Annotated in this window: 16 protein-coding genes; 10 read left to right on the top strand and 6 right to left on the bottom strand. The window is 69.3% G+C overall.

Features of this window, described 5'->3' with window-relative positions:
• Positions 1-52: 52 nt before the first annotated feature.
• The 4 genes from ACIQJ5_RS09585 to ACIQJ5_RS09600 form a co-directional block, all read right to left on the bottom strand.
• Positions 53-436, bottom strand: a complete 384-nt coding sequence (locus ACIQJ5_RS09585; protein WP_402843171.1) for a hypothetical protein — start codon at positions 434-436, stop codon at positions 53-55.
• Between the two features lie 2 nt (positions 437-438).
• Positions 439-1,422 (bottom strand): UDP-glucose 4-epimerase GalE, encoded by a 984-nt coding sequence (gene galE, locus ACIQJ5_RS09590; protein WP_402843174.1) that lies wholly within the window; start codon positions 1,420-1,422, stop codon positions 439-441.
• 64 nt (positions 1,423-1,486) lie between these two features.
• Entirely contained in the window at positions 1,487-2,308 is an 822-nt protein-coding gene (locus ACIQJ5_RS09595) for an ABC transporter ATP-binding protein (protein ID WP_231092011.1), read from the bottom strand.
• A gap of 67 nt (positions 2,309-2,375) precedes the next feature.
• On the bottom strand, positions 2,376-3,044 hold the full coding sequence (locus ACIQJ5_RS09600) for a FadR/GntR family transcriptional regulator (RefSeq protein WP_402843178.1): 669 nt from the start codon (positions 3,042-3,044) through the stop codon (positions 2,376-2,378).
• 203 nt (positions 3,045-3,247) lie between these two features.
• Here ACIQJ5_RS09600 and ACIQJ5_RS09605 point away from each other — a divergent pair, with 203 nt between their 5' ends.
• The 7 genes from ACIQJ5_RS09605 to ACIQJ5_RS09635 all read left to right on the top strand — a co-directional run bounded on the left by ACIQJ5_RS09605 (position 3,248) and on the right by ACIQJ5_RS09635 (position 10,227).
• Entirely contained in the window at positions 3,248-4,957 is a 1,710-nt protein-coding gene (locus tag ACIQJ5_RS09605) for a 2-isopropylmalate synthase (protein ID WP_402843181.1), read from the top strand.
• 116 nt (positions 4,958-5,073) lie between these two features.
• Positions 5,074-6,081: an ADP-ribosylglycohydrolase family protein gene (locus ACIQJ5_RS09610; protein WP_402843184.1), complete on the top strand. Its 1,008-nt coding sequence runs from the start codon at positions 5,074-5,076 to the stop codon at positions 6,079-6,081.
• 61 nt (positions 6,082-6,142) lie between these two features.
• On the top strand, positions 6,143-7,159 hold the full coding sequence (locus tag ACIQJ5_RS09615; protein WP_402843187.1) for a PfkB family carbohydrate kinase: 1,017 nt from the start codon (positions 6,143-6,145) through the stop codon (positions 7,157-7,159).
• Positions 7,159-7,809, top strand: a complete 651-nt coding sequence (locus tag ACIQJ5_RS09620) for an IMPACT family protein (RefSeq protein ID WP_402843190.1) — start codon at positions 7,159-7,161, stop codon at positions 7,807-7,809. The genes ACIQJ5_RS09615 and ACIQJ5_RS09620 overlap by 1 nt, the downstream gene beginning before the upstream one ends.
• A gap of 79 nt (positions 7,810-7,888) precedes the next feature.
• Positions 7,889-8,557: a DNA alkylation repair protein gene (locus ACIQJ5_RS09625; RefSeq protein WP_402843193.1), complete on the top strand. Its 669-nt coding sequence runs from the start codon at positions 7,889-7,891 to the stop codon at positions 8,555-8,557.
• Complete coding sequence (locus ACIQJ5_RS09630; protein WP_402843195.1) at positions 8,554-9,240, top strand: HAD family hydrolase; 687 nt, start codon at positions 8,554-8,556, stop codon at positions 9,238-9,240. Before ACIQJ5_RS09625 ends, ACIQJ5_RS09630 begins: the two co-directional genes overlap by 4 nt.
• 15 nt (positions 9,241-9,255) lie before the next feature.
• Positions 9,256-10,227, top strand: coding sequence for a nucleoside hydrolase (locus ACIQJ5_RS09635; RefSeq protein WP_231092003.1), 972 nt, complete (start codon positions 9,256-9,258; stop codon positions 10,225-10,227).
• A gap of 264 nt (positions 10,228-10,491) precedes the next feature.
• Here ACIQJ5_RS09635 and ACIQJ5_RS09640 read toward each other — a convergent pair whose 3' ends face one another.
• Positions 10,492-11,967: a helix-turn-helix domain-containing protein gene (locus tag ACIQJ5_RS09640; RefSeq protein ID WP_402843198.1), complete on the bottom strand. Its 1,476-nt coding sequence runs from the start codon at positions 11,965-11,967 to the stop codon at positions 10,492-10,494.
• Between the two features lie 138 nt (positions 11,968-12,105).
• Here ACIQJ5_RS09640 and aceA point away from each other — a divergent pair, with 138 nt between their 5' ends.
• The 3 genes from aceA (at position 12,106) to ACIQJ5_RS09655 (ending at position 15,834) form a co-directional block, all read left to right on the top strand.
• A complete protein-coding gene (gene aceA / locus ACIQJ5_RS09645) occupies positions 12,106-13,422 on the top strand; it encodes an isocitrate lyase (protein WP_231092001.1) in 1,317 nt (438 codons plus the stop codon).
• 28 nt (positions 13,423-13,450) lie between these two features.
• Positions 13,451-15,085 (top strand): malate synthase A, encoded by a 1,635-nt coding sequence (gene aceB, locus ACIQJ5_RS09650; protein WP_402843202.1) that lies wholly within the window; start codon positions 13,451-13,453, stop codon positions 15,083-15,085.
• Positions 15,086-15,168: 83 nt separating this feature from the next.
• Entirely contained in the window at positions 15,169-15,834 is a 666-nt protein-coding gene (locus ACIQJ5_RS09655) for an NUDIX hydrolase (protein WP_402843205.1), read from the top strand.
• Positions 15,835-15,837: 3 nt separating this feature from the next.
• Here ACIQJ5_RS09655 and ACIQJ5_RS09660 read toward each other — a convergent pair whose 3' ends face one another.
• The gene (locus ACIQJ5_RS09660) at positions 15,838-16,575 is read right to left on the bottom strand and encodes a sulfite exporter TauE/SafE family protein (RefSeq protein ID WP_402843208.1); all 738 of its coding nucleotides are present in this window, start codon (positions 16,573-16,575) and stop codon (positions 15,838-15,840) included.
• Between the last annotated feature and the right edge of the window lie 126 nt (positions 16,576-16,701).

Raw genomic sequence — 16,701 nt, forward strand, 5'->3', positions numbered from 1 at the left:
CGTGCTCTCGTCGGCACAGGCGTTCGGCATGCGCCACGCGTCGTGTTCCTGATCACAGCGCTGTGTGACGTGTCGCCGCGCGCCGCAGCAGATGACCGGGTTCTCCCACGCTCACCGCACCGATGAACGAAACCGCTTTACCCGCAGCGATGGCGTAGTCGATCTCGCGCTGCACGGACTCCCCGATGTACCCGCCCGGGCTGACCACGATGACACGATCCGCGAGATCGATCTTGCGCAGGTGCACGGCATCCAGGACGGCCTTCTGTGACGGCGTGACAGGCTCGCCCGTCTCCGCGGGTGCGAGCACGATGACGCCCGCGAACGTCAGCTGCCGGTTCACCGCGCGCATCTCGGCGGCGAACCGTGCCGAGCCGCAGATGCACACGATCTCCGGACGATCGGAGGCGATCCCCGCCCCGCCGGAGCGTGTCATCGTCAGCCTGCGAAGGCCTGTCGCGCCTCCCACGCGGAGCGGACCATCTCGTCCACGTCATGACGCATCGCCCAGTCGAGGTCGCGCGCGGCGAGCTCGCCCGTGGCGACGATGCGATCCGGGTCACCCGGACGACGCGGCGCGATCTCCGGAGTGAAGTCGATACCCGTGACACGGGCCATCGCGTCCATGATCTGCTTGACCGAGAGCCCGTTCTGCGAACCGAGGTTGTAGGCCCGCTCCACCGGCTCGCCGGCATCGAGGCGACGAGCCGCCGCGACGTGCGAGATCGCGAGATCCGACACGTGCACGTAGTCGCGCACGTTGGTGCCGTCGGGGGTGTTGTAGTCGTCACCGAAGATCGCGGGGGTGCGCCCGTCGATCAGACGATCGAACACCATCGGGAAGAGGTTGTGCGGGCTGGTGTCGGGCAGACCCTTCTCCCCCGATCCGACCACGTTGAAGTAGCGCAGCGAGGTGTGACGAAGCGGCCTGTCACCATCGGCGGTGGCGACGGCCTGATCGCGGATGAGCCATTCGCCGATGAGCTTGGACTCCCCATAGGGCGATGCGGGCGCCTTCGGCAGATCCTCGGTCACGAGGTCGACGTCCGGGGTGCCGTAGACGGCGGCCGAGGAAGAGAAGACGAGCTTGTCCGCGCCCGTCTCCGCCATCGCCTCGAGCACGACGCGGGTGGCCTCGACGTTCTGCTGGTACGTGTGCAGCGGGCGTCGCACCGAGACGCCGGCGTACTTGTAGCCCGCGACGTGGATCACACCGCTCACCCCGTGATCGCGCATCACGCTGACCAGCAGATCACGATCCAGGATGTCTCCCTGGACGAAGGCGACCCCCTCCGGCACGAACGAGGCGTGCCCGCTGGAGAGGTCGTCGATGACGACCGGGGTCATCCCGGCACTCTGCAGAGCGCGAACGACGTGGGATCCGATGTAGCCGGCGCCGCCGGTGACAAGCCAGGTGGTCATGGTTCCATCCTGCCAGGTGCGGCGCATCGCTCCCGTCGGGCGCTCCGGTCGCGGACCCGGCCCGTCAGGATCCGGCAGCGTGACGCGCTCGCTCTGCGCGTGCCGACCATCGGCCGCCCTCGTGTCCCACCGTGATCGGGTGCTCGAAAGCCCGGGAGATCACGTCGGTGGTGACGGTGTCGCGCGCCGCGCCGGAGGCGACCGTGGCGCCGTGCGAGATCACGAGCGCGTGCGTGGTGGACTCCGGAAGCTCCTCGAGATGGTGGGTCACCAGTACCGAGGCCACCTCCGGCACGTCTCGCGCGAGATCGTCGATGGTCTCCAGCAGTTGCTCGCGCGCGGCGACGTCCAGGCCCGTCGTCGGCTCGTCCAGGAGCAGGAGGCGGGGTTCGGCGATCAGCGCACGCGCGATGAGGGATCGGCCGCGCTCCCCCTGCGACAGGTGCTGCCACAGCCCGTCGCGCTGCGCGGTGAGCCCGACGAGGGCGATGAGCTCGTCCGCCCGGGCGATCTCCGCGGCGCTCGGCTCCCACCGCATGGGCCGCTCGACGGTGCCGGTGATCCCGGTCAGCACGATGTCCTGGACCGAGTGGGCGGTGCGGATGGGGTGCCGGGGATTCACGTGTCCGATGTCGCGCCGCAGCAGGGCGAGCTCGACACGGCCGAGCCGGCGGCCAAGCACATCGACGGTGCCGGATGTCGGGAACGTCTGCGCGCCGCAGAAGCCGAGGATCGTGCTCTTGCCCGCGCCGTTGGGTCCGAGGAGAGCCCAGTGCTCCCCCGCGCGGACGGTGAGGTCGATGCCGTGCAGGATGGTTCGCCCATCGCGCCGGAACACGATGTCGCGCAGCTCGAGGACGGGTGCGGCGGAATCGGGGACGGTCATGGCAGAACTCCTTCACGGCGGGTGTGGGGTGGACGCTGCGACACCGCGACCCGCGCAGAGGCGTCGCTCACGAGAGGAAGTCCTTCAGCGCGGTGAGGTGGGTGCGGCTGGTGGCGGCTGAGCGCGGCGCGTCACGTTCGATGATGGCCTCCGCCAGCGCGATGTGATCATCGTGATCGGCGTCGGCTCCCCCCGTCGGACGCCGACGGACCATGTCCTGCATCGATTCGCGCAGGCGCGGGGTGAAGCCGTCGAAGAGCTCCAGCAGGATCGGGTTGTGCGCCGCAGCCACCACGGCGCGGTGGAAGGCGAGATCCGCTGCGACGTACTCGTCACGACCGAGACTCTCGTCCGCGCGTGCGGCCAGCGCTTCACGGAGCACACGGATATCCGTGCGGGTGCGGCGTCCTGCGGCGAGTGACGCAGCTTCCGTCTCGATGGCGATGCGGGCCTCGATCACGGCGGCGAGGTCGGAACGCCGCACGACGTCGTCCCATTCCTCGACCACATCCAGCGCCGTGACGAACACGCCCGCCCCCTGGCGGGCGGCGAGCACTCCCCGACCGGCGAGGAGGCGGATCGCCTCGCGGACGGTCGAGCGCCCGACACCCAGCTGCGGGGCGAGCGTGGTCTCCCCCGGCAGTTTCTCGCCGAGCGCCCACTCCTGTGAGCGCACGCGTTCCAAGAGCAGGCGCGCGGCCTGATCGGCCAGCGGCTCTCGTCGCACCTGAGTCATGTCACGCCTCCGCTCTCGTGTCCTCCAGTATCCGGCACCAGGGCGTCCGCGATGCACAGCATGTCTACTTGTCTGAGGAGTAGTGTACAGTCTACGACATGACGCGGCTTCTCCTCCTTCTCCGCCACGACGGGCTCTGACCGACCGGTACCCGTCGTGGCTTGTGTGCACCGGTCGATCACACTCAGAAGCAGAGGAAAGTCATGACCACCACCGCCAGCGCCGCCACCGCTCCGTTCTGGAATCGCCAGCAGCCGTCCCCGATGCCGTCGCACCGGTACGCCGACGTGTTCTCCCGCGTCGAGGTGCCGCTCACCGAGCGCACCTGGCCGGACGCCCGCATTACCCGGGCGCCGCTCTGGGTGCCCGTCGACCTCCGCGACGGCAACCAGGCGCTCGCAGAGCCGATGGACCCCGCCCGAAAGCGCCGTTTCTTCGAGATGATGGTGCGGATCGGCTACACCGAGATCGAGGTCGGCTATCCGTCCGCATCGCAGACCGACTACGACTTCGTGCGACTGATCGCCACTTCGGACATCGCGCCGGAGAGCGTGACGATCGTGGTGTTCACACCGGCCCGGCGCGACCTGATCGAACGCACGGTGCAGTCCATTCGCGGTATCCGCAACCCCGTCGTCATCCACATGTACACCGCGACGGCGCCGATGTGGCGGGACGTGGTCCTGGGCCGGGACCGCTCGGAGCTGCTCGATCTGATCCTGCAGGGCGGGCGGGACGTTCTGGAGTTCGCCGGAGACCTGCCCAACGTACGCTTCGAGTTCTCCCCCGAGGTTTTCAATCTCACCGAACCGGAGTTCGCCCTGGAGGTCTGCGACGCCATGACCGATCTGTGGGAGGCGTCGGAGGATCGGCCGGTGATCCTGAACCTGCCGGCCACCGTGGAGATCGCGACGCCCAACGTGTACGCGGACCAGATCGAGTTCATGCACCGCAATCTGGCACGTCGCGACTCGGTGATCCTGTCCGTGCACCCGCACAACGACCGTGGCACGGGCATCGCATGCGCGGAGCTGGCCGTGCTCGCCGGCGCGCAGCGCGTCGAGGGCTGCATCTTCGGCAACGGCGAACGCACCGGCAACGTCGATCTGGCCACGCTCGCCCTGAACCTGCACGCACAGGGGGTCAACCCCATGGTCGACTTCTCCGACATCGACGAAGTGCGTCGCGTCGTCGAGCACAGCAATCGCATCGAGGTGCACCCGCGGCACCCCTACGTCGGCGATCTCGTGCACACCGCGTTCAGCGGCACCCATCAGGACGCCATCCGCAAGGGCTTCGCCGAGCACCGCGAGCGCGCCGCGGCCGAGGGGGTCGACGAACGCGAGGCAGCGTGGCGCGTACCCTACCTGTCGGTGGACCCCGCGGATCTGGGGCGTTCGTATGACGCCGTGATCCGGGTCAACTCGCAGTCCGGGAAGGGCGGCATCGCCTACCTGCTGGAGACCGAGTACGGCGTCGAGCTGCCCCGTCGCGCACAGGTGGACTTCTCCCGTCATGTGCAGCGCCACACCGACGCGACCGGCGACGAGGTGTCAGCTGCCGAACTGTGGGAGGTGTTCACGCGGGCGTACCTGCGTCCGGCCCGCTACGCGGTGCGCGAGATCGACACCGACGAGCACGGCACGACGGCGCGGATCGTCGGCGGCGATGGAACCGAGGTCCGCGCGAGCGTCGAAGGCGGCCCGGTGGAGGCTGTGCTGGCGGCACTGGGATCCGCGGCTGCCGGGATCGAGGTGCTGAGCCTGCATCAGACCTCCATCGGCCGTGGTGCCGACGCGGACGCCCTGACGCTGCTCGAGTACCGCTCGCCAGCGGGGATCGGCTGGGCCGCCGGGCGTCATCGTTCCACGGTCACGGCCACCGCCCTGGCCGTCCTCACCGCCGCTTCCTGAGCCGGCGCGGCGCCCGCAACGCTGCCGAGCAGGCTGCTCCTGCGCTGCGGGCGCCCCCGGTGCGTGAGCGAGCCTCCCGAGTTGCCGCCACGGCGCGGGAGCTTCAGAGTGGACCCATGAACAACGCGCTCGATCGCGCCCAGGCTGCGCTCACCGGCCTTGCCCTCGGCGACGCGCTGGGCATGCCGACGCAAGACCTGTCACGGGACGTGATCCTCGCGGACTACGGCGAGATCCGCGAGCTGCGCGACGCCGGGCCGCATCAGCTCATCGCGGCCGGTCTGCCTGCCGGAACGATCACCGACGACACCGAACAGGCGATCCTGCTGGCCGACCTCCTGATCGACGCGGCCGGCACGATCGACCCGCACCGCTTCGCTGAGGAGCTTCTCGCCTGGGAGCAGCGGATGATCGCGGCCGGGTCGCTCGATCTGCTCGGCCCGTCCACGAAGCGCGCACTGTCACGGCTGCAGGCGGGCGAAGATCCCGCTGTCACGGGTACGCGCGGTGCGACCAACGGCGCTGCGATGCGCGTCGCGCCCGTCGGCATCGCCTTCTCCGCCGGCCGGCGTGGACGCCTGATCGACGCCGTGCGGGATTCTGCGCTCGTCACGCACAACACCTCGATCGGTCTGGCTTCCGCCGCCGCGGTCGCCGCAGCAGTGAGCGCCGGAATCGACGGCACCGGGGTGCGCGATGCCGTGCTCATCGGCGCGGAGGCCGCCGAGGAGGCGGAACGGCTCGCGCCATGGATCGACGGGGCCCGGGTGGCACCACGCATCCGCTGGGCCGTCGATCTGCTGCAGGGAGCCTCCCCCGGCGAGGCCACGCGGTTGTGCATCGATCTCATCGGCACCTCGGTCGCCGCCCAGGAGTCGGTGGTGGCCGCTCTCGCCCTCGCCGCCAGCGGACTGGAGCCGTGGGCCGCTCTCGGAGTCGCGGCAAGCGTCGGCGGCGATACGGACACGATCGGGGCGATCGCGGGAGCGGTCCTCGGTGCCGGCGGGGGCATGTGCGCTTGGCCGGCGGAGGCGGCTTCCCAGGTCACCCGGGTGAACGATCTGGATCTCGCGTCGCGCGCAACCGGATTGCTCGCTCTGCGCCATGCCGAGCCCGAGCGGTGAGCCTCTTCCGCGCACGCGGTACCCCCGCTCTCGCACCCGATCACATCCGACGGAGGAACCCATGACCGAGACGGCGCAACAGGGTCGGCTGGTGTATGCCGGCAGCGTCATCGTCGACATCGGCGTGGCGGTGCCCGCGCTTCCCCGCGCCGGCACCGAGGTCCTCGCCACGCACTCCGAGATCACCGCCGGCGGCGGCGCCAACACGCTGATCGCAGCCTCCCGCGACGGTGCCGCGATCGCGTATGCGGGACGATACGGCAGCGGTCCGTTCGGGACGATCATCGCCGGCATGCTGCACGACATCGGATGTGAGACGCCGGTCACGCCCGCGGCGGAGCAGGACAGCGGCTACTGCATCGTGATGGTGGACGACACTGCGGAGCGCACCTTCATCACCGTCGATGGCGCGGAGGCGGACGTGTCCGCGAGCGACCTCGCCACCGTCATCGTGGGCGACCGGGATCTGATCGCGGTGACCGGCTATGTGCTGACACCCGGAACCGGTGCCGACACCGTGCCCGACTGGCTCGACTCCATCGCGTCCGCCCGTGTGCTGCTGGATCCTTCTCCGGTGTTCGGTGCGGTGTCGGCTGAGGTGCGCAGGCGCGTGCTCGCCCGCGCCGACGTCCTCACCGCGAACGCCGGTGAGGCCCGCGCACTCGCCAGCGCTGCACCCGATGCCCCGCTCATCGACGTCGCGACGCGCCTGCGCTCCCTGCTCCGACCGGATGCCATCGTGCTCGTCCGCGACGGTGGGGCGGGGTGCTGGATCGCCGACGGCGCCGGCACCCGCAGTGTGGCGGGCTTTCCCCAGCACGCCATCGACACCACAGGGGCCGGAGACACGCACCTCGGCGTTTTGTGCGCGGCGCTCCTGCGCGGCGACGCGATCGATGCCGCGGTACGTCGTGCCAACGCCGCCGCATCGATCTCGGTGACCCGGCGCGGACCGGCGACGTCGCCCGTGGCGCGCGAGACGGACGCTCTTCTCGCGGCGACAACGCGCTCTCGCCCCGGGACACGGCCGGATCCGAACGCACGAAACGACGAACGCCCCGGCGCGGACGGAGCATGATGACGAGGTACCCCGACAGCATCGCGGCGGCCGTGGAGCATGAGATCGTCATCAAGAAGTCGCGATTCATCGCGCATGCGATCCCGGCGCGTTCCGTGCCGGATGCCGACGCTGCAATCGCCGGCATCCGCACGCAGTACTGGGATGCACGCCACAACTGCACCGCGATGATCACGGGAGTACGGGGCAACCAGGCTCGCTCGTCGGACGACGGCGAACCCAGTGGCACCGCGGGTATGCCCATGCTGGAGGTGCTCCGGCGGCGCGGGCTCACCGATCTCGTGGTGGTCGTGACGCGCTACTTCGGCGGCGTCAAGCTCGGGGCGGGCGGGCTCGTCCGTGCGTATTCGTCCGCGGTCTCGGAGGCTCTCGATCGCGCTGCGATCATCCATCGCCGTGAGCTAGTCGCGGTGTCGGTGGAGGTGCCGCATACGGACGCCGGGCGGTATGAGAACCTGATGCGGGACTGGGCCACCCGTCATGACGCGGTGATGGATGAGACAGGCTACGGCGCGAGGGGCGCCCTGCTCGGGGTGCGGGTGAGCCCTGAGCTGCTTGACAGGTTCGATGCCGACCTCGCCGCGGCCTCGGCCGGGCTCGTCGCCGCCCGCCGCGGCGAGGTGTCCGTGATCGATGTCCCGGCCGGCTGAGCGAGCCAATGCGCGCCGACGCCGTCCGTAGACTGGAGGCAGCCGCGAGCGCGGCACGAGACGCAGACGGGGAGGCGCGATGTCGGACGACGTGGCGAGCGTGATGGCGGAACTCGCCGCACTCGAGGATCCCCGCATGCGGGCGGTGAACGAGCGCCACGGCGACGATCACGGAGTCAACCTGACGAAGCTACGCGGGGTGGCCAAGCGCATCGGCGCCCAGCAGCCGCTGGCCGACGACCTGTGGGCGACGGGCGACACCGCCGCACGCCTGCTCGCGCTGCTGCTCACGAAGCCGAAGGATCACACCGCGGACGAGCTGGACACCATGCTCCGGCAGGCGCGGGCGCCGAAGGTGCTGGACTGGCTGGTCAACTACATCGTGAAGAAGTCCCCGCACGCAGAAGTCCTGCGCGAGCGCTGGTTCGTCGACCCGGATCCCCTCGTGCAGGCAGCAGGGTGGGCGCTCACCTCGGAGCGCATCGTGAAGAAGCCGGCGGGACTGGACCTGTCACAGCTGCTGGATCTCATCGATCCGGCGATGCGCGACGCGCCCGATCGCCTGCAGTGGGCGATGAACGACGCGCTCGCACAGATCGGCATCCACCATCCGGAGTACCGCTCACGCGCGCTGGAGATCGGCGAACGGCTCGAGGTGCTGAAGGACTATCCCACCCCGCCGAACTGCACGTCTCCGTTCGCCCCGCTGTGGATCGCGGAGATCGTGCGCCGACGGGAAGGCGCGTGAGCGCGCGTTTCACCGACGTCTGGTTCGACTTCTTCGGCACGCTCGTCGAGTACGAGCCCAGCGTGCGTACCGGAGACGGCACGTCCCTCACCGCCGCACAGGCCTTCGCCCTGCGACACGGATCGGCCGCCGATGCCACCGGCGCCTGGGATCGGGCGTGGGCGGAGCACGAGTCGAAGGCGAGGACGACCGGGCGCGAGTACTCCATGTCCCAGGTAGCGGCGCGGTTCGCGGCCCTCATCGGGGTCGACGCCTCCGCTGACGCTCGCCAGGAGCTCGTCGACGAGTATCTGGAGGCGTGGACGGCGCCGATCCGGCCCCGCGACGGCGCCGCGCAGACCCTCGCCGCGCTCGCGAAGGACCACCGCGTGATCGTCGTGAGCAACACGCACGACGAACGTCTCGTGCCTGATCTGCTCGCACGGTTCGCTCTCGGCGGGCATGTGACCGCGACCGTGCTGTCGGTGTCGGAGGGATGGCGCAAGCCTCATCCGAACCTCTTCGCATCGGCCCTGGCGCGCTACCCCGCCGACCCGGCGCGCGTCGCGTTCGTCGGTGACACCTGGGACGCCGACATCGAGGGACCGCGCCGCGCCGGAATGTCGGCGTTCTACGTGGGGCCACCGGCACCGGCCCGATCGCCACTCACCCTGCATGATCTGCCCGCGCTCCTGCGCGACTGAACCCGAGAAGGACCTATGAACACCTCGTCAGCCCCGGCACAGCACAGCGTCATCCTCGACGTGGACACCGGCATCGATGACGCGATGGCGGTGCTGTACGCGCTGCACCACCCCGGCATCGACGTTCGTGCGATCACGTGCGTGGCCGGCAACGTCGACCTGCCGCAGGTACTGGACAACACGCTGGCGCTGCTGGAGCTGGCAGGGGCGCCGCAGATCCCCGTGGCGGGCGGCGCCGAACAGCCGCTGATCGGCGAAGCGCGCTCCGCTGCCTGGATCCACGGGTCCGACGGTGTCGGCGGCATCGACCTGCCGCGCGGCGTTCGTTCCCCGGAGCCGGTGCGCGCGGTCGAGCTGCTGCGACGCACGCTGATGGAAGCGGAGCAGCCGCTCACCATCATCACCCTCGCCCCGATGACCAACATCGCGCTGCTGCTGCGCGCACACCCCGAGGTGGTGCCGCAGATCGCTCGCATCGTGACGATGGGCGGTTCGGCTTCGGTCGGCAATGCCAGTGCCACGGCGGAGTTCAACGTGTGGCACGACCCTGAGGCCGCGCACATCGTGTTCACCAGCGGAATCCCTCTCACGATGTACGGACTGGACGTCTTCGATCGCATCCGCGCCGACGACGAGCAGGTGGCCGCTCTCCGTGAGGACGACGCCGTCCAGCGGGCCCTCGCCGGTCTCCTCTCCTTCACGGTGACCGTCCCCGGTGGCGACACCATCGTGGACAACCGTCGCATCGGCGATGCCGGTGCCGTGATCGCCCTCACCAACCCGGAGCTGTTCACGTTCGAGTCCTACCCCGTGCACGTCGAGCTCGCGCCGGGAGCCAGTCGCGGGGCCACGATCGTAGACCGCCGCCCGCATGCCGCCGAGGACGCCGTCCACGGTGGACAGGGGGCGTGGCCGGTGCTGGACATCGCGCTCCGGGCAGACATCGACGCCGTCCTCGCCACGTTCTTCGGCGTCTTCCCCCGCTGACACGTCCCTCCGGCACGTAGTGGGCGCCTCACGCCGCGCGCCCGCGGCGTGAGGCTTGTCACGAAACGAGGAGATTCCGCCCGAAGAAGAGCCATAACGCCGATCTGGTCCTCGTTTCGCGACAATGTCCTCGTTTCGCGACAATCTCCCCGTTTCGCGACAATCTCCCCGTTTCGCGACAATCTCCCCGTTTCGCGACAATGTCCTCATTTCACGACAGCGGCGAACCCGGATCGGCCTCGCGGCACACGAGCCCGATCCGGGTCAGGATTCGTCGAGGGCGGCGGCGTGGCGGTCGAGGAACTCGTAGACCGCCACGGTGTCGATGCCGGTGGTGCTGCCGTCCGGCATCGCCGCGAGCAGCGACGAGTTCAGCCGGGCGCTCGGAAACGCCTGACCGCGCCAGTGCTCGGCCGCCTCAGAGCGAGGTTCCCGGCAGCAGGCCGGGTCGGGACACGTTGACGTCATCCGCCGCCGGGTGTCGCGCCCGCGGAACCAGCGGGAGTCGGCGAAGCGTGTACCCACGCTGAGGGAGAACTCCCCGTTGCTGGCGCTCACGATGGCCGACGTGCACCAGTATGTTCCCACCGGCTTGTCGGTGAGCTGGTGGTACGGCGTGAGCCGGTCCTCGACCTCGAACACCTGGCGGGCACTCCACCACCGGCACACCCGTTGCCCCTCGACGGATCCCAGCGCGTCCGTCGGGAACTGCACGTCATCGTTCTCGTAGGCCTTCGAGATCACCCCGCTGGAGTGCACCTTGGTGAAGTGCACCGGGATGCCGAGGTGCCGGGTGGCGAGGTTGGTGAACCGGTGGGCCGCGGTCTCGTAGCTGACGGCGAAGTGGTCACGCAGATCCTCCACCGACAGTTCGCGCGCCGCCTTCGCCTCGGTGAGATACGGCACCGCACTGGACTGCGGCACCATCAGGGCGCCGGCGAGGTAGTTGGTCTCCACACGCTGACGCAGGAGATCGCCGTAATCCTGCGGCTCCGGCTGACCCAGCACGTGTGCGGCGAGCGCCTGGAGCAGCGCAGAGCGCAGGTCGGTGCCGCGCTGGTGGAGCGGGAGGTAGATCCGGCCGTGCCGTCGATCCGTGATGCTGCGGGTGCTGCCGGGGAGATCGCCGACGTAGTGGAGGGAGAAGCCGAGATGGGCGGCCAGTTCCCCGGTCTCGCGCTGCGACAGCGGGCCACCGCGATGACCGATGGCGCCGAGCAGTTCGGCCGCCGATGTCTCCAGCTCTTCGTAATAGTTGTCGCGCCGACGCTGCTGGGCCCGCAGCTCGGTGTTCGCGCGTCGCGCCTGTTCCGGTGTGGCCGCGCGCTGCTCGTGGAGACGCCCCAGTTCATCGTGCAGGCGCAGAATCGTCTCGATCGCCTCGTCGCTGAGCGAGCGGCGGATCGGCAGGGCTTCCAGTCCAAGGGAGCGATACAACGGTCCGCGCTGGGCTCGCTCCAGCGCGATCTCCAACTCGTCACGACGGGAGAGCGGCGCGGGTTCGAGCAGCGCATCCAGCGTGGTGCCGAGGGCCTTGGCCAGCCGCTGCAACTCGGCCAGGCGCAGTTCCCGCTTCCCGTTCTCGATCACCGACACCTGGGAGGCGGCACGATCGATCGCGCGTCCCAGGTCTTCCACCGTCATCGCACGTTCCAGCCGGAGAGCGCGGATGCGCCGGCCGATGGTCAGGGAGTCGAGCATGTCTTCATCGTCGCCGCGGGTGCGTCGTTGCATCGCCATGACGACAGCATGACACGAGCAATCGTTCCGAACCTCAGAAATCTGGCCGTATTTCTCCTCGGAAACCACCGCAGAAGACCGAAAGTGCGGCGCAAGCTCGTCTCAGAACCACTCGCCGCACTCAGCGAAGGAGCCGACATGACCGAGTACGCAGCCCTCCCCGGCCAGCAGAACCAGACCGCCACCGACCTCGAGGCGGAGTGGATCACCGATGCCCGCTGGGCAGACGTTCGTCGCGACTACACCGCGGAGGACGTCGTCCGCCTTCGCGGCCCGGTCCGTGAGGAGGCGACCCTCGCCCGACGCGGTGCCCAGAAGCTGTGGGAGCTGATCCAGCGCAACAACGACGATCCCGGATCCTGGGTCTACGCGCTGGGTGCGCTCACCGGCAATCAGGCCGTACAGCAGGTACGAGCCGGGCTCGAGGCGATCTACCTCTCCGGCTGGCAGGTGGCCGCCGATGCCAACCTCTCCGGGCAGACCTACCCCGATCAGAGCCTCTACCCGGCCAACTCGGTGCCCGCCGTCGTGCGGCGGATCAACAACGCACTGCTGCGTGCCGGCCAGATCGAATTCGCGGAGACCGGGACCACCACCCGCGACTGGCAGGCGCCCATCGTCGCCGACGCGGAGGCCGGCTTCGGCGGACCGCTGAATGCCTACGAGCTCATGCAGGGCATGATCGCCGCCGGGGCTGCGGGCGTGCACTGGGAGGACCAGCTGGCCAGCGAGAAGAAGTGCGGTCACATGGGCGGCAAGGTGCTCGTGCCCACCTCCCAGCACATCCGTACTCTCAATGCGGCACGCCTCGCGGCCGACGTCGCCGCAGTGCCCAGCGTGATCATCGCTCGTACCGACGCACTCGCGGCGACACTGCTCACCAGCGACATCGACGAGCGCGACCGCCCGTTCCTCACCGGGACTCGCACCGCGGAGGGCTTCTACGAGGTCACCGGCGGCATCGAACCGGTCATCGCCCGGGGACTGGCCTACGCTCCCTACGCGGACCTGCTCTGGGTGGAATCCAGCGAGCCCGATCTGGAGCTCGCGCGCCGGTTCGCGGAGGCGATCCACGCCGAGTTCCCGGATCAGAAGCTCGCGTACAACTGCTCCCCCTCCTTCAACTGGCGCCGACACCTGGACGACGACACCATCGCGCGGTTCCAGCGCGAGCTGTCGGCGATGGGGTACGCGTTCCAGTTCATCACGCTCGCCGGGTTCCACTCCCTGAACCACGGCATGTTCGAACTCGCCCTCGACTACAAGCAGCGCCAGATGTCCGCGTACGTCCAGCTGCAGGAGGCGGAGTTCGCCGCAGAGGCTCGCGGCTACACCGCGACCAAGCACCAGGCGGAGGTGGGCACCGGCTACTTCGACCGGATCGCCACCGCGCTGAACCCCGAGAGCGCGACACTCGCCCTCGTCGGCTCGACCGAATCCGCCCAGTTCCACTGATCCGCACGGATGCAGAAAGGCCACGATCATGACCACCAACCCCCGTTTCGAAGTGCTGGGCGAGCTGGAGCCCCGCTTCGATGAGATCCTCACCCCCGAGGCCCTCGCGTTCCTCACGGCGTTGCACGACCAGTTCGCCGCGCGCCGGCAGGACCGGTTGCGCGAGCGCTATGAGCGCCAGAAGGCGATCAACGCCGGGTACACACCGACCTTCCGCGACTCCACGGCGCCCGTACGGGAGGAGCCGAGCTGGCGCGTGGCCGGCCCGGGCCCCGGCCTGCACGATCGGCGGGTCGAGATCACCGGACCCACCGATCGCAAGATGACCGTCAACGCGCTGAACTCGGGTGCGCAGGTCTGGCTCGCCGATCACGAGGATGCGACGAGCCCCACCTGGCACAACATCATCGGCGGTCAGGTCAACCTCTACGACGCCATCCGCCGCCAGATCGATTTCACGAGTGACGAGGGCAAGGAGTACCGCCTCGGCGAGGAGACTCCCACCATCGTCTTCCGCCCGCGCGGGTGGTTCCTCGGCGAGAAGCACTTCCGGTACACCACCACGGCAGGCCAGCAGGGCTCGGTCTCCGGTGCGCTGGTGGATTTCGGCCTCTACTACTTCCACAACGCGAAGGAGCTGATCGCCCGCGGCCGCGGCCCGTACTTCTACCTGCCGAAGCTGGAGAGCCTGGAGGGAGCGCGTCTCTGGGACGACGTCTTCACCTTCAGCGAGAACTGGCTCAACCTGGCACACGGCACCATCCGTGCCACGGTGCTCATCGAGACCATCACGGCTGCGTTCGAGATGGAGGAGATCCTGTATGAACTGCGCGACCACTGCGCGGGTCTCAACGCGGGCCGCTGGGACTACCTCTTCAGCATCATCAAGAACTTCCACTCCCGTGGCCGTTCGTTCCTGCTGCCGGATCGGTCACAGATCACGATGACCGTGCCCTTCATGCGCGCCTACACGGAGCTCCTCGTCCGCACCTGCCACAAGCGCGGCGCATATGCCATCGGCGGAATGAGCGCCTTCATCCCGAACCGGCGCGATCCACTGGTCACCGCGGAGGCCTTCGAGAAGGTCGCCGCCGACAAGCGGCGCGAGGCGGTGGACGGCTTCGATGGCACATGGGTGGCGCACCCGGACCTCATCCCCGTGGCGCGCGCCGAGTTCGACGCCGCGATGGCCGGACGCACCGATCAGACCCACCGCCTCCGTGAGGACGTCTCGGTGCGACCTGAGCAGCTGCTCGATCTGCGCATCGAGGGCGGGCGGGTGACGCGGGAGGGGATCCGCCAGAACGTCTCGGTGGCACTGCGCTACCTGGACTCCTGGCTGCGCGGCACCGGTGCCGCCGCGATCGACAACCTGATGGAGGACGCCGCCACCGCGGAGATCAGCCGCGGCCAGCTGTGGCAGTGGATCCATCAGGGGGCACTCACCGAGGACGGCCTTCCGGTGGTCCGTGAGCGCGTGGAGTACACCATCGATCGCGTTCTCGCCGAGCTCGATCGCTATCCGGACGACCGGCTCGACGACGCCGCCGAGATCCTCCGGGAGCTGGTGCTCGGTGACGAGTTCCCGCTGTTCCTCACGGTCCACGCTTACGACCGTTTCCTCACCGACGCCCCCGAGCGCGAACCCGCCCTCGCCGTCTGACCCCCAGAGGCCCTTCGTCCCGCTCCGGAACATGGAGCGAGACGAAGGGCCTCGTCGCGCACGCACCGCCTAGGCTGGAGGGGATGTCGAACACGACCCCGGGCGGACTGCTGCACCTCGCGGCCGCCGCCGGTGCGCACCTGGAGAACCGCCGGACAGGTCGGTTCCGGCCGAAGCCCACGGCCCGTCCCGCCGCCGTGCTCATCCTGTTCGGTCCGGCTCGCGATGAGGACACGCGGGGGCTGGAAGAGCTGACCGCCGACGACCTCGACGTCGTGCTGGAGGTCCGATCGGGCGCACTGCGCGCACACGCGGGCGAGGTCGCCTTCCCCGGCGGAGGCGCGGAGCCGGAGGACGCCGACATCGTCGCCACGGCGCTGCGCGAGGCGAACGAGGAGATCGGGGTCGACGCCGCCGACGTCGACATCCTGGCACAGCTGCCTGAGGTGGGCACGGTAAGCGACTTCCGCGTCACCCCGGTGATCGGCTGGCGAAAGGCCCCGCAGCACTACGTGAGCGTGGACGAAGGCGAGACCGCCGACGTGCTGCGCGTGAGCGTCGCCTGGCTGCTGGATCCCACGAACCGATTCACCTCGGTCTATCGCCATCCGCTCGGCGCCTTCCACGGCCCGGCGTGGGATCTGAACGGAGTCGTCCTCTGGGGCTTCACGGCCTTCCTGCTGAACGACCTGTTCGACGCGGCCGGGTGGAGCATCCCGTGGGACGAGTCGCGCACGCGCGACCTGTAGGCGTCAGAAGATCAGCAGCTGGAGCGCTCCGACGACGGTGAGCACCAGCACGATCGTGTCGAACGCCTGCTGCTTGATCCGGCCGGTGATCCACCGCCCGAGGAACGCGCCGACGATCACCGCAGGGGCCAGCACGAGATCGGTGAGGGCGACCTGGGGCGTCAACAGGCCGAGACCGAGCATGAACGGCACCTTCACCAGGTTCACGATCGCAAAGAACCACGCCGCGGTGCCGAGGAAGGCCTGCACGGAGAAGCGCGCCGCCAGGAAGTACAGCGACATCACCGGTCCGCCCGCGTTCGCCACCATCGTGGTGAACCCGCCCAGCAGACCGTAGGCCGAGGCGACCGTGCGTCCGGTTCCCGCCTCCGCCGAGGTCGCGCGCCGCCGGAGCAGCGTGATGAGCACGAGCAGGAGGAGAATGGCGCCGATCGCCTTGCGCACCCATCCGTCCGAGGCCCACCACAAAAACAGCGCGCCGACCAGGATCCCGGCGACGACTGCGGGGGCGAGCTTCAGGATGGTGCGCCAGTCCGCGTGTCTGCGGTACATCGCGAGCGCCATCATGTCGCCGACGATGAGCAGGAGCAGGAGCGCCGCGGTGGACGTGCGGGCCGGGAGGACCGTGGCGAACACGGCCACCATGAGGGTGCTGAGCCCCGGGATGCCGGTCTTGGAGACACCGACGATGAGCGCGCCCAGCACGAGCAGTGCCCATGATCCGGCTTCGAGTTCCAGCACTCCCCCATCCTTCCCGATCCGCGGACCCGCCCGCGCACGGCGCCGTCATGAAACAAGGAAGATGACGTCCGTTCGGGCCGAATCACCGGGATTCGTCCTCATCCCGACGAAATCTCCTCGTTTCGA

This window comes from Microbacterium sp. GXS0129, assembly GCF_044769785.1.
GTDB lineage: Bacteria > Actinomycetota > Actinomycetes > Actinomycetales > Microbacteriaceae > Microbacterium > Microbacterium nymphoidis.